Here is a 14,231-nt window from a genome sequence, read left to right as displayed (position 1 = left end):
GTTAAGGGTTGATCGATCAGGCTAGCTTTTTGTATTTCAACCGGTGAGGGTTGTCGGCATCGCTTCCCAGGCGGCGATGGCGGTCGGCTTCGTAATCTTCATAGTTGCCTTCAAACCAGACCACATTACTGTCACCTTCAAATGCCAGCATGTGCGTGGCGATTCTGTCCAGGAACCAGCGGTCATGCGAGATAACCACGGCGCAGCCGGGGAAGGCGAGCAGGGCTTCTTCCAATGCGCGCAGGGTTTCAACATCGAGGTCGTTGGTCGGTTCGTCGAGTAGCAGCACGTTGCCGCCGGTTTTCAGCAGCTTGGCCAAATGCACGCGGTTGCGTTCGCCGCCGGACAGATCGCCGATGCGTTTTTGCTGATCGGCGCCTTTAAAGTTAAAGCGCCCGACATAAGAGCGCGAAGGAGTTTCATATTTGCCGACCGTGATCATGTCCAGTCCATCGGAAATTTCTTCAAAGACGGTTTTGTTCGGGTCCATGTCGTCGCGTAATTGGTCAACATAAGCCAGTTCCACGGTTTGGCCCATGGTCAGAGAGCCGGAGTCGGCTTGCTCCAGGCCTGCCATCATGCGAAACAGCGTGGTTTTACCGGCGCCGTTAGGTCCGATAATGCCGACGATGCCGCCCGGCGGCAGTCTGAAGTTCAAGTTGTTGAACAGCAATCGATCGCCGAAGCCTTTGCTGATGTTGTCGGCCTCGATTACGACATCACCCAGGCGCGGACCGGGCGGAATGTAAATTTCCTGGGTCTCATTGCGTTTCTGCACCTCTTGCGATGACAGTTCCTCGAAGCGTGCCAGACGGGCCTTGCTTTTGGCATGACGGCCTTTAGGGTTCGAGCGTACCCATTCAAGCTCGGCTTTCATGGCTTTTTGGCGGGAGGATTCCTGCTTTTCTTCCTGTTCCAGTCGCCGGCCTTTTTGTTCCAGCCAGCTGGAGTAATTGCCTTCCCATGGGATTCCCGAGCCTCTGTCCAGTTCCAGAATCCAGCCTGCGACATTATCTAGAAAATAACGGTCATGCGTCACCGCGACAACGGTGCCGGGATAGTCATGCAGAAAGCGTTCCAGCCAGGCGACCGATTCGGCGTCCAGATGGTTGGTCGGTTCATCCAGCAGCAGCATGTCAGGATTAGATAGCAGCAGCCGGCATAAAGCGACACGCCGTCTTTCTCCGCCGGATAATTTTGTCACATCCGCATCCCAGTCCGGCAAGCGTAGGGCATCGGCGGCGATTTCCAGTTTTCTGTCCAGTTCCCAAGCGCCTGCAGTCTCAATTTTTTCCTGCAGATCGGCCTGTTCCGCCAGTAAGGCATCGAAATCGGCATCGGGATCTGCAAAGGCATTGCTGACTTCGTTAAAACGATCCAGAATCGCTTTGATTTCGGCAACGGCTTCTTCAACATTGCCGCGTACGGTTTTATCAGGATCCAGTTGTGGTTCTTGCGGCAGATAGCCGATATTGATGCCTTTTTGCGGAATCGCCTCGCCTTCGATTTCCTTGTCGATACCCGCCATGATTCTCAGCAGCGTTGATTTACCGGAACCGTTTAAACCCAGCACGCCGATCTTCGCGCCGGGAAAGAAGGATAAGGAGATATCCTTGAGTATGTATTTTTTGGGCGGGACAATTTTGCCTACCCGATTCATTGAGTATATGTATTGCGCCATATTTTTGCGTATCAGTTGTAAATTGATAAAGGGTAACCTGATGCGGCCTATTATTCCATTTTATTTATGAATTTTTAACCGTTGCCAAATGCCGAATTAAACTTTCTTCCCCAGACTTCATCACGCGTGCATGGTTCCATTCAAAAATCGGCGCGGCTACTGCCGCAAGCCGGTTCATCCAGGGTTTGCAGGTTTGCACCTGCCATTTAAACTCGACTCTGGTCTGGCGGGTAACAGAATCCGAATATAATTGGCAGCGGCCACAACCTTGTAAATCTCCGCTTACGTTTACAGTGACAAGACGGAGAGGCTGTATTTCGGTAACACGTAAATTTACTAACAAGCTGTATGGCAGGCTGGTACGCCAGCAATACTGTCTGACATTATTGAGGCCGGTTGCATCCCCCGGTTCTATTTCTTCAACGGATGCCACGTATTTCCACCAGGACGGCCAGTTCTCGGTATCGATCAGGCGCGACCAGACCGCTTCAACGGAAGCGGGAATCAGCCAGGTTGTGTTTAAGGAAAACTCGGGCATGGCAAAGGCTCTGTAATTGGATATTGATATAGTATGATTTTTCAGTGATAACACAAATAGCCGCACGGCTTGGAAAAGCCGGTAATCGGAATGTGATTCGATCAGTTTGGATCAGCGATAACATAAAATGGTAACGCTAAAAGATAAGGACGTAGCAGCCTTGCCGGGGCAAAAATGCCGGCTATGGCTTTGAAATATGCGGAGTACCCGTTAATAAACCTAAGTGATCTTTGGGTTTGCTGACGGATGACCGGTAGATTTTACCGAGAAAGGGGTTGCATTATTGCTATTTACTAAACTAAAGCCCAAAAGTCAGGCGACTCTTGGGCCGATTTAGATTTGTTACGCTGGGGTTACATTTTCAGCTTGCGGGCCTTTTTGGCCTTGGGTTACCTGCATGGTAACTTTTTGGCCTTCGCGCAAGGTTTTGCGGCCGGTGCCGTTAATTGCACTGTGATGAACAAAAACATCTTTGCCACCTTCTTGTTCAATAAATCCAAACCCTTTTTCATCATTGAACCACTTAACGGTACCTACGACTTGCTCTGACATATTACACTCTTAACTTAAAAAAATCGCCAATTTCAGTTGGCGTTATAAATCCCAGCCTTAACAATAAAGCCGGCTCAAACTTTTTACCGCAGCCAATAGTAGCACTAAAAATACTGGCAGAGCAAAACATAAAAAATTAATATTTTGATCAAATTGAAGACCGCTGTTATCCGGGCTGAAAAGCGGGATGCAGAAAAAATCCGGACCAGTAAAAAATGCGCATAAAAGCTGACTACAGTATAGATAAATTAGTATTTTTAGCAATGTATTTAATGCTCGAGGCATATATTTTTCAATATCAAATTTGCATTAAATAGCCTTCATGCGACTTTAAAACCAAGCGATGAATTAGCCGTATTTACAATTTTTAAAAATTAATAATCAACTTTCTAACTAAAAAGCTCGATTAAAGCCAAATCAGCTGTTAAGTATCTAACAGTTTTTCTATGTCTCTGTTCCCATCTCTTGTCATGGATGCTATAAACAAATTCGACTGATTTAAGGGCCATTCGGGCTTGGTCGGCCGGATGAAAATATATCGCATCTGAATCATTTTCATGCGGATCCCGGTATGGTCGAACAGCTGAAGCTGATCTGCTGAAGGGCTTGGCTGAAGGAGATGTTAAGGGGGGGTGTTGTGATGGTTAACCATATTATTAGCCAGCCACATGATATACAATCTTGTCGGGGTTTATTATCTGTTTGTGCGAGTCAATCGCTAATAATATCGGGGCAATTGAAAAATGATTCCTATAAAAAAAATAACCACTTCCGCAGTCTGTGTTGCACGGACTGCAAAGCCCAAATATTTCTTTCTGTTTTTGTTTTTTACCGTGCTGATCGGTTGCCAGGCCGGTCCCGGCAGTGACCTTAACAGTTCGAAGGCAACAGAAGGCTTTTCGCCTAAGGACACCGACAAGCTTTTCATTGTCGATTGCTTGTTGCCGGGGCAGGTTCGCAAGCTCGGCACGCAGATGACCTACATTTCCAGCCGGCGCCCCATCAGAACGACAGCCGGCGAATGCGAAATTCGCGGCGGCGAATATGTGGCTTATGACCGCGCCAATTTCGCCTCGGCGTTGAAAGTGTGGTTGCCGCAGGCGCAACAGGGCGATGCCGAAGCTCAGGTGACACTGGGGGAAATCTATGAAAAAGGCCTGGGCGGCGCGGCCGATCCTGCTATGGCGGCGCAATGGTATTTAAAAGCGGCCGAGCAAGGCAATTCCAGGGCTCAGGTTAACCTCGGCTATCTTTATGAGAAAGGCCTGGGCGTAAAGAAAGACATTCCGACCGCGTTGAACTGGTACCGCAAAGCCTCAGGACTGGAGAACTCGGACTTGCAATTTGCATCGGTGACTGAAGCCGCCGTGGCCGATACTTATAAAGGACAATTGGAAGAATTACGCCAGGAATCGCAAAGTTATGCGCAAGAGGCCAAAAGCCTGCGCAAGCAGTTGGATGAGACCCGGCGGCAGTTGTCCGGGCAGCAGCGAAAATTGTCCGACCTTCGCAGACAACTCAACAACACGCGAAATAAACTGGAGCAGGAACGCGGAAAATCCAATCGCAATGATGTCCTGATCCGGTCGCTGGAAAAGGATTTACAAGAAAAACTATCCAGCGTGAGCGATCAGCAAACCAAAGTTTCCCAACTTGAAACAAAGCTCAGCACGGAACAGCAGCAGGCCAAGGCTGGGAAGAATGGCAGCGTTTCGGCCCCCGATTCCGGGCATCAACAACAGGTGGCGAAATCCAGACAAAAACTGGAGCAGTTGCAAGAGCAGCTGAAATCGCTGGAAGCGGAATACTACAATACATCCGTCCGCATCAAAATGGATATGAATGCCATTGAAAATAAAACGCCGCAAACAGGCTCCACGCAGGAAAAACTTGCCTTCGAAAAATTACGTGGCAAACTCAAACAGGACAAAGGCGAATTGCTGGCTCAGGGGTTGCAAATCAAGGAACTGAAAAAGACGATCGGACAAGAGCGGCAGACCCTCGCAAGTCTTGAAAAGGCGCCGGACGAGATGTTAGCGAAAAACGGCCCGGTCATCGACATCATCGATCCGCCGATGACGCTGACCCGCGGCATTCCAAGCTATCAGCTAAGATCCATCGACCGCAGCAAAAAAATTGTCGGCAAGATCGCTGTTGCCGATAGCCTGGAAACGCTGCGCATCAATGACCAGGTAACACCGGTCGACGCCGACGGCATATTCCGTTCCGATATCGCTATTGACAATGCCTTGACGCCGGTGAAGATCGTGGCGGTCGATAAACAGGGTAAACGCAGCATCGTGACGTTCAACTTGCTGGCTAAAAGCCAGGCCGTGGCCGCCGATGAACAAGCCTTGCCGGTCAAGGCCAGTTCCAAAACTTATCCGTCCGTCGACTTTGGCCGGTTTTATGCGCTGATTATCGGCAATAATGATTATTCGCAGCTGCCGACGCTTAAAACATCAATTAATGACGCGAAAGCGGTCGACGACATGTTGCGGACGCGTTACGGCTATAAAACCACGCTATTGATTAATGCCAGCCGGCATCAGATTATGACAGCTTTCAATGATCTGAGAAAAGTGCTGACCGAAAAGGATAATCTGCTGATTTATTATGCCGGTCACGGTGAGATCGATAAGAGCGATCAAAGCGCCTACTGGCTGCCAGCCGATGCGGAAACGGACAATAGCGCCAACTGGCTGTCCAGTCATAATATCACCCGGTATTTGAGCATTCTTTCGGCCAAGCATATCCTGGTCATCGCCGATTCATGTTATTCCGGTGCCATGACCGAAACGGCAATCGTGCGCCTGCCCGATGAAATGGCTGAGGAGAAACGCGAGAAATGGCTGAAATTCATGAATAATCGAAAAGCCAGAACCGTGATGACCTCCGGAGGCGTCAAACCGGTACTGGACTCGGGCAGCGACGGCCATTCGGTATTTGCCAATGCTTTTCTTAAGGCGCTGGGAAGCAATAACGGCTTGCTCGAGGACTATGAGCTTTACAGAATCCTCTCCGCTAAGGTCAAGCAGTCCGCATCACAGATCGGTTTTCAGCAAAGTCCGCAGTATTCCGCCATGCAGCATGCCGGGCACGAGGGCAGTCCGTTCTTTTTCGTGCCGCGCAGCTAAAAAGGATAGATTGTTTTATTTGATTTAGAGATATGTAACCATGAATCCAGATGATTTAGCCGATGACGCGACGCAAATCGCGCCGGCAAGAACGATGCGTCGGCCATCCGATGCGTTAGACACATTAAGGCATGCGCCCGAGCAAAATGATGATGCGACGGTTCTGGCCCAGCCGGCAAAAAAGCCGGTTCCGGTCGATGACGCCACTGTCCTGGCCACGGCCACTTTCAGAGAGACAAACAGGGAGGAAAAGTCCGAAGCCTTGACAGTAGGCGCGGTACTGAACAAGCGCTTTGTGCTCAAGGAGGTTCTCGGCAGCGGCGGCATGGGTACCGTGTTCAGGGCGACCGATCTGCGCCGCCAGGAAGCCCAGGACCAGCAGACCGATATTGCGTTGAAAGTGTTGAACGAGGAATTCAGGGATGACCCCGAACTGTTCATTGCACTCCAGCGTGAAACGAAAAAATCGCAGATGCTGGCCCATCCGAATATTGTCAACGTTTACGATTTCGATCGCGACGGCCGCAATATTTTTATGGTCATGGAAATTCTGGAAGGAAAGTCGCTTTCTCAATATATACGCGAGATCGCTCCTCAGGGCGGCATTCCGTTCACCAAGGCCTGGCCTATCATTAAAGGGCTGGCCTTGGCGTTGGGTTATGCGCATAAAAAGAACATCATCCATTCGGATTTCAAGCCCGGCAATATCTTCATCACCGACAGCGGCGAGGTCAAGGTGCTGGATTTCGGCATCGCCTGCGCAGCGGTAAGATCGGACCGGCAAGGCCATGACGAGACGGTTTTCAATGCCCGCGACTTGGGGGCGCTGACGCCGGCTTATGCCAGCCTGGAAATGTTTGAAAACCGCGAGCCCGATCCGCGCGACGATATTTACGCGCTGGCTTGCGTCAGCTATGAACTGCTGGCCGGTAAACACCCTTTCGGAAAACTGTCCGCCCAGAAGGCGATGGAAGTCAACCTGCAGCCGCCGGCGATTCCGGGGCTGAAACGCCGGCAGTGGAACGCCCTAACGCATGCCCTGGCGCTGAAAAGAGAGCAGAGAACCGTTTCCATCACGCAATTCTTTGATGAGATAGAGCCCAAATCGCCCTGGCCGCGTATCCTTGGGGCGGCATCGATTGTGGCGTTGATTGCGGCGGCCGGCGGTTATGTCTATGTTTATCAGAATCTGGATACCTTGCCGGAAGTGGTTGAACTGACACCGGAGCAGCAGCTCCAGGTCAAGGATCTGCTCGAACTGGCGGAAATCCATTTTGAAGTCGGTTACATTACCGCGCCTTCAGGCAGCAATGCCTTATGGGCGTATCGCCAAGCGCTGTCCATCGATCCTTATAATAAAGAAGCCAAGCAGGGACTGGAGAAGATTGCGAACTTGATCGAAGAACAGGCGAACGAATTATTCGATCAGCAAAAGTTCGATGAAAGTTTGGCAAAAATTGAAGAGGGGCTGGAGGCATTGCCTAAAAAACAAGGCCTGCTGGCATTGAAAGAGCAGATATTGCAGATGAAGCGATAACAATAGGGCTAAAGTTTGAGCATGATAAACCTTAGGGGCGACCGGTCGGGCCGCCCCTTGTGCTTTCCTAAAAAGGAATCCTGACCCCTAATTCCAACAGATGATAGGAAAGGTCGGATTGCCCTACGCGGGTTTCATAGCGGAAAAAGGCCGACCGGCCTTCAGGCAGGGTTGCCGCAATTGAAGCGCCGAGGTTGAAGTAATCGCGGTCGGGGCTGTCGGTCAGGGTCGTGAAATAACCCGTGCCGGCCGGCGCGCTGACAAACTGGGACTGGATGGCGCGCGCACTGTCTTCAAATTGATGCACCCATTCGAAGCGGGCGCCCGGCGCGAGAATGCCCCAGGGCATGCTGATCGACTGGCTGAACTGGCTGCCCAGCGTCGTCGTCAACGATGAAATCGATTGGTCCGCCACACTCAGGGCAAATCCCGCGCCGCCCTGTTCGTTATATTGATCGATCGTGGTTTCGATATATTCGCCGCGAATATAAGGGCTGATAAAGAAATTAGCTATATAGATATCCTTGCCGAAGCCCACGCTGCCACCGTACTGGTCGCCCTGCGGGTTGCTGGTCGCCGAACTGATCATGCCGGGATAAATGATACGCCGGTCCATTTCGTAATCATGAATGGCATAACTCATGACCCAGTCGACATAAAAATCCTTGGGCAGAAAATAACTGCCATAGATAGCGAAGTCGCCGGATTGCGTGGTCATGTCGCCGCCGTTGTTATCAAAATCCGTATTCGTATGACCGTAACCGGCCGCCATGCCCATGATCAATGCGTCGGTAAACCGATAATCGACCCCCAGCGTAATGCCTTTGGTTTCAAGTTCAAATCCCTTTTCGCGCCCGGTCTTGTTTTTATCGCCGACTTTGATCTGGCCTTTCAGAAAGAAACCTAGCGGGCTATCCCTGAACGGCTCGTCGCCGGCCGCGCCACCTAACGCATTGTTGAAGGCATGCTGCGCCAATTTGCCTAGCGCCACGTTTTCGCCGTCGACATCCATGGAGAAGCCGAGCACGGAGATGCCGCTGCCATTTTGCCTGTTTCGCAGTTCAACGATGCGGCCATGGATAACCTGTAGCTGTTGCGACCCGAAATCGACGGCAGCCGATCCCTGGGAGGCTATTTGCTCGGGGGCGATGGCATCGAGAATTTGCCGTATTTCATCATTGCTCAGTCCGGACAGATACAATTCGTCGCAACGCTGCCTGAATTCGCCGGTTGCCGCGGCGCATGACTGATCCAATGCCGCGGCGATCGACCGTTGGTTGGGCGTGAGGTTGTCGAGCGCGCTCAGCTGCGGCGTGGTATTGGTTATCGTGACATTGATTGTGTCAATGGCGCCGAGCGCGGCGCCTGTCGGGTTGGACAGGCTGATCGAAAACAATTCGTCCTGTTCGGTCGTGTCGCTATCGGCGGCGGTATCGATCGTGATTGTTTTCGGACTGGCATCGCCATCATTCCATATCAGCGTGCCTGATTTCCCGGTATAGTCGCTGCCGGCAAGGGCAGAGCGGTCCGTGGTGGCGTAATCAACACGCACCTCGCCGTCGACGCCGCCTGATCTTTCCACCGTTACCGTGATCGCATTGCCTTCGGTTACCGTATCCTGCGCTACGTTGAATGCTACGGTGCCCGGCGCCGTTTCATCCATTATCGTAACGGTTGAACTGCTGGTGCCTAATGTCAGGGCATTGGTGGGATTGCTTAAATCAATGCTAAAGCTCTCGTTCGGCTCGGTTATGGAATCGGCGCTGATTGGAATGTCGATGGTTTTTGTGCCGGATTCGCCGTCGGCCCAGCTCAGGGTGCCGGAGACGGCATCGAAATCCTGGCCGGTAACCGCCGTGCCGTTATGAGTGTTATAGTCGACAGTGACGCTACCGCTCGAACCATTTGAGCGCGTGGCCGATACGGTGACATGCCCGGATTTCTCATTGACGCTGTAGGTCGCGCTGTCGAGATTGACGACACCGGCATTGTCGTCATCGAGGATCGTCACGGTCGTGCTGCTGGTGCCTAGACTGAGGCCAGTGCTGGGATTGCTCAGATTCAAGGTAAATGTCTCGTCCGATTCTACGGTCGAGTCGGGGGTTATCGGGATAACGATGGTTTGGGTGTTGGAGTCGCCGCCGGCCCAGTTCAGGGTGCCGGAGACGGCATCAAAATCCTGGCCGGCAACCGCCGTGCCATTCGTTATTGAGTAATCAACGGATATGGGGACTCCACTAGGCGCAACGGAGTTGACTGAGCGCGTAACCGAGACAATGATATTACCGTCACTTTCGGTAACGCTGTATGAGGCGCTGTCCAGGCTTACCGTGCCGTAACTATCATTATCGGCAATGTTGACAGTGGCGGTACTAGTGGAGGTCACCAGGGTTTCCGGGCATTCAAGACCTATTTGTCCAAGACTTAACTGGATGTCTTCAGGCCCCTCTACTAAACTATCGTCAATAATGTTGAGGCTAACGTTTGCCGTAGCTGTTGTCAGTCCATTCGGATCAGCACTTTCCGAAAAAGAAAACGTACCATTCAAATTGTAATCACTGCCTTCCTCTGCCGTTCCTCCTGCAGTCATGACGCTGCCTGAAATCGTACCGCAGCCATAACCGTAATCGCCCGATTGCTGAGTAAGGGTAATGCCCACTTGCAGCGTTCCATCCGCCTCATTTACCGTATAGGAGTTAGGCGTAAAATCCAGCGTCCAAGCCTCCACGGACAGCGGCGTCAACGCCATCATACTCCAGGCGGCCAATATTAACGGCTTGGAACCATACAAACGTAGCGGTTGATAGACAGCATTTTTCGAGTCCGGTTTCTCAGGGTAAACGGACGGGTGCTTAGGGTATGCCAAGGGCAATTGCATAATAAGGGTAGCTCCTCTATAACAGGCGGAACGTCATCCGCCGACAGCGTTATTTTTTTTATTCATCGCTGACGAATATAATGAATCTTAGCAGAATACTGACAGCTGAGCATGACTTATATATGATGCCGGCAATTGCAAAAATCCCATTGATAAATTTTCGTTAACGAAGATTGGCTGTCTGCAAAGGATCATTGCCTGGATCTTTCTCACGGTTGGAAAAAATAAAAGAATGTCACTAAAAACAAGCTCTTTTTCGTCGCTATTGTTGTTCCGGGCTGTCAGGACATGAGCAAAATTCTCTATGCCTGGGAATTGGGCGCGGGGTACGGCCATATCGGAGCTTTTCTTTCCGTGGCAAAACAATTCCAGGAACGCGGGCATGAGGTCATTTTTGTCCTGAAGGATCTTGCGCATGCCCATACGCTGCTCGGTAAGTACGATTTTTCCTATGTTCAGGCCCCCATGCGCTGGCCGGGGGGCGCCGCCGTGCCGCCGGCGATAAACTATGCCGGTATCTTGCGCAACACGGGTTTTCATGAGCCGGCAGGGCTTTTGGCCAGAACGCAAGCCTGGAAAACGTTGATAGCGTGTCTGAAACCGGACATTTTGCTGTTTGACCACGCACCGACGGCGCTGCTGGCTGCCCGCGGCCTGGCGATTCCGCGTGCTTTGTTCGGCACCGGCTTTTATTCGCCGCCCCGGCTCAGCCCGATGCCCACGATGCAGCCCTGGCTGCACGTGCCGGAACAAGAACTGGTCAACAGTGAAGCGCTGATCGTAACGATGATAAATTCGGTGATGGAGCAGGTCGGTGGGCGGAGGCTGACGGTTCTGGCGGATTTGTTCGAAGTCGAGGAGAATTTTCTCTGTACCTTGCCGGAACTTGATCATTATCAGGGACGCAAGCAAGGCGGATATTGGGGGCCGTTCTTTACTGGGTCGGAAGGCATTGAGCCGGTATGGCCTGGCGTGGGGGATAAACGCCTGTTTGCCTATCTGAACAGGGACTATGCAGGCCTGGAGCCGTTGCTGCGGCAATTGCGGACTTCGTCCTGGTCGGTGCTGGCCCATATACCGGGTACGACCCCGGCGTTTATACAAAAAAACAGCGGCGCCAATCTGCATATCTCGGCGCAACCGGTGAACATGCGGCAAGCGGCGTCACAGTGCGAAACGGTTATTTGTCATGCCGGCGCCGGCATTGTCGCGGCCATGCTGCTGGCCGGCAGGCCGTTGCTGATGTTGCCGATGCATCTGGAACAAGCGTTGACGGCAAGAAATGTGGCCTCGCTCGGCGCCGGCGTGTGTATTCCGGCCGAGACGAAAAAGCCGAATTATCGTTCAGCGGTTATGGAAATTTTATCGAACGGCAAATATACGAAAACGGCGGAAAAATTCGCCGGTAAATATGCGGGGCTGGTTCCCGAGACCCAGGCGCTTCGTATTGTCGAACGCTGCGAGGCGCTAATAACGGGTACCCGGGCTATCGGGCAATGCTGACGCTGGTTTTGTCGAGATTGACAGTGAACACTTCATTCTGGTCGGCCTTCATTTCGATAAAGGCTTTCCATTGCGCCTGATCGAGATCGCGGAAGGCCGCAAGCACGGCTATATAACGAGCGCCGGGTTGTCGCTCCTGTTTGTCGCTGATTTTTTGTCCGGGCCTGATTTCCAGTTCTTCGCGGTATTTGATATCCTTGCCAACCTGAGCCTGATCATTTTCATATAAAGCGAAAAAATCGCTATTATTAAAGGCAGCAATGCTTTCAAACTGATAAATGCGTATGACCAGCGGTGATGCCCGGCCTTCAATATCCGGATTCAGCTCGTTAGTGGCGGCAAGATTAAGCTCAACCATGAAGGGCTCCGGCGTTGCCGTACTCGAGACATCTTCCTGGAATAAACTGCATCCGCTTAGAATGAGTAGACAACAAATAACCAGACAGGGCAGCGAACCGCTGCGTGTAAAACTGTTAATGCCAAGCACGATTTAGCCTCGAGTTCATCAATGAACGGTCAGGGTGAAGTCCGCTTCTGATCACAAATTAGATGAATTTGTAATGCTTAGGAACGGAAAAACAAGGGATTTTGAATGCGTTCGATTCTAGCGTTAAAGCAGCCAGCCTGCAAGGTTTTGCTGGCGGACCTCCTGGTCAAGACCCCTGCGTTCAGGGTTTTTTTCCGGTATCGATGGCGGATAATTTGATTTAAGGCGGCTTGGAAAAATTATAATAATCACGGTTCAGGTTGTATATTAGCTTTCCCGGAAGGTTTTTGATTATCTACGGTTAGAGTTTGTTAAACGGATAAGCATCATAAATTCAGGAGTAGGGTAGGTATGTCGTTATCGCTAAAAATAATATCATTCAAAGGGCAGCCCTTCGGCGCCGGTACGGAGGTTGTTTTCGACAGCAACGGGGGAACGATCGGGCGTGCCGACGAAAATACATTGGCGCTGCCGGATCCTGAAAAGTTTGTGTCCAGGCGACATGCGTCCATCCTGTTTGAGAATGGTCAATATCTGTTCAAGGACTCCAGTTTAAGCGGCACCTATATCGACGATCAGGAATCGCCGCTCAATAACGCGACCCAGGTGCTGGCCGACGGCATGCGCCTGAGGATAGGCGAATATGAAATTCTGGTTTCCATGACGCAGGAACAGCAAGCGGACGACTTGGCTTTCGAGCCGGACGTATTCGCTTCGTCGTTTACGGACTCGCCTGTCGCCGAAAATCCATCCTACGAGCCCGCCCCTTTCGCACCGGTAGACGATATTTTTAACGCTACATCCCAAGACGATCCGCATCTGGACGCGTTTCTTGGCAACACGGCCGACACGCCTTTCCCGATATCCGATAACCTGTTGCAGCCGGACCCTGATGACCAGGGGCAACCGAAATTCGACAGCCTGATGCAGGCTAATATAGCGACAATCCATGACAGCTATATTCCGCCCGCCCCGTTCGCGGCTCCGCAAAGCGCTAATGAAATCCCCGACGACTTTAATTTCGAGGAATTATTCAATTCCGAGCCAGGTGCGCCAGCCGATGAGCACAGCTGGTTTCAAGGGTTTGAGCCGGAAACAGCCGAGCAATTGCCGCCGGAGACAGCGGAAATCGAACCCGTGTCCGAGGATCTGCTCGGCAAGATGCTGGAGCCGGAAGTGCCGGTGTCCGGGGCCCCGGTCCCGGACCGGGATTTTACTCAGGACAAGCCGGCGGCGCCTGTGCAGGCCCCGGTTATGCAAACCTCGGCAGCCGTTCAGCCCGCTGGCTTGGATGAGTTGTTCAAGGTATTTTTGCAAGGTGCCGGAGTAGAGAAAAAAGACTTGCTGGAGCAGGCGGCACCGGAAACCATGCTCCGGATCGGCTTGATGTTCAGAAAACTGGTCGAGGGTACCGTGGCGGTGCTCAGGAGCCGCGCGGAATTCAAAAGCCAGTTCCGCGTCAGTATGACGACCATAAGAACAACCAATAACAATCCGCTTAAATTCGCCGTGACCACCGAGGATGCCTTAACGCATCTGGTCAAAAACGGGCAGGGCGGGTTCAAGGGTTCGGTCGAGGCGATCGATGAAGGCTTCAATGATATCATGAGCCATCAGATGGCCATGCAGGCCGGCATCCAGGCGTCCCTGGCGCAAATTTTAAGACAGTTCGATCCGAAACTGATCGAAAAACAGTTTGAGGAAGGGCTGGTTTTGCAAAAAAAATCAAAATGTTGGGATAAATATACTAGTCTTTATCCACGGGTGGTCGAACAGGCGATGGAAGATTTTTTCGGCGATGCCTTTGCCGAAGCCTATGAAAAACAAATGAAGCAGTTGAGCAATCTACGGACGGAAAAATAAAAATAACAATATTCCAAATTCAGGGTTTTTGGATATGATATTTGCAGTATAAGTG

Annotated in this window: 9 protein-coding genes; 4 read left to right on the top strand and 5 right to left on the bottom strand. The window is 51.6% G+C overall.

Translation table 11 applies throughout. The features are described from left to right. Positions 1–16 precede the first annotated feature (16 nt). The 3 genes from ettA to METMA_RS26125 all read right to left on the bottom strand — a co-directional run bounded on the left by ettA (position 17) and on the right by METMA_RS26125 (position 2,771). A complete protein-coding gene (gene ettA / locus METMA_RS0100955) occupies positions 17–1,681 on the bottom strand; it encodes an energy-dependent translational throttle protein EttA (RefSeq protein WP_027146932.1) in 1,665 nt (554 codons plus the stop codon). A gap of 64 nt (positions 1,682–1,745) precedes the next feature. Then, the gene (locus METMA_RS0100950) at positions 1,746–2,219 is read right to left on the bottom strand and encodes an SRPBCC family protein (RefSeq protein ID WP_020157178.1); all 474 of its coding nucleotides are present in this window, start codon (positions 2,217–2,219) and stop codon (positions 1,746–1,748) included. Positions 2,220–2,561: 342 nt separating this feature from the next. Then, a complete protein-coding gene (locus METMA_RS26125) occupies positions 2,562–2,771 on the bottom strand; it encodes a cold-shock protein (RefSeq protein ID WP_020157177.1) in 210 nt (69 codons plus the stop codon). A 743-nt stretch (positions 2,772–3,514) separates the two neighbouring features. On the opposite strand from METMA_RS26125, the gene METMA_RS0100940 reads away from it, so the two are divergent. Both METMA_RS0100940 and METMA_RS0100935 read left to right on the top strand, forming a co-directional pair. Beyond that, the gene (locus tag METMA_RS0100940; RefSeq protein ID WP_020157176.1) at positions 3,515–5,908 is read left to right on the top strand and encodes a caspase family protein; all 2,394 of its coding nucleotides are present in this window, start codon (positions 3,515–3,517) and stop codon (positions 5,906–5,908) included. Between the two features lie 40 nt (positions 5,909–5,948). Further along, positions 5,949–7,445, top strand: a complete 1,497-nt coding sequence (locus tag METMA_RS0100935; RefSeq protein ID WP_020157175.1) for a serine/threonine-protein kinase — start codon at positions 5,949–5,951, stop codon at positions 7,443–7,445. A 67-nt stretch (positions 7,446–7,512) separates the two neighbouring features. On the opposite strand, the gene METMA_RS0100930 is transcribed toward METMA_RS0100935, so the two are convergent. Then, positions 7,513–10,323: an autotransporter family protein gene (locus tag METMA_RS0100930; RefSeq protein WP_084254065.1), complete on the bottom strand. Its 2,811-nt coding sequence runs from the start codon at positions 10,321–10,323 to the stop codon at positions 7,513–7,515. Positions 10,324–10,611: 288 nt separating this feature from the next. Here METMA_RS0100930 and METMA_RS0100925 point away from each other — a divergent pair, with 288 nt between their 5' ends. Continuing rightward, positions 10,612–11,826, top strand: a complete 1,215-nt coding sequence (locus METMA_RS0100925) for a glycosyltransferase (protein WP_020157173.1) — start codon at positions 10,612–10,614, stop codon at positions 11,824–11,826. Here the strand turns inward: METMA_RS0100925 and tssJ are convergent. After that, entirely contained in the window at positions 11,810–12,313 is a 504-nt protein-coding gene (tssJ, locus tag METMA_RS23630; protein WP_198014445.1) for a type VI secretion system lipoprotein TssJ, read from the bottom strand. The genes METMA_RS0100925 and tssJ overlap by 17 nt on opposite strands. A 351-nt stretch (positions 12,314–12,664) precedes the next feature. On the opposite strand from tssJ, the gene tagH reads away from it, so the two are divergent. Further along, on the top strand, positions 12,665–14,176 hold the full coding sequence (tagH, locus tag METMA_RS0100915; RefSeq protein WP_020157171.1) for a type VI secretion system-associated FHA domain protein TagH: 1,512 nt from the start codon (positions 12,665–12,667) through the stop codon (positions 14,174–14,176). Positions 14,177–14,231: the final 55 nt, after the last annotated feature.

The organism is Methylobacter marinus A45, assembly GCF_000383855.1.
In the GTDB taxonomy this organism is placed as follows: Bacteria; Pseudomonadota; Gammaproteobacteria; order Methylococcales; family Methylomonadaceae; genus Methylobacter; species Methylobacter marinus.
The sequence above is the reverse complement of the archived record's forward strand: the minus strand, read 5'-3'. Positions and strand labels throughout refer to the sequence as shown.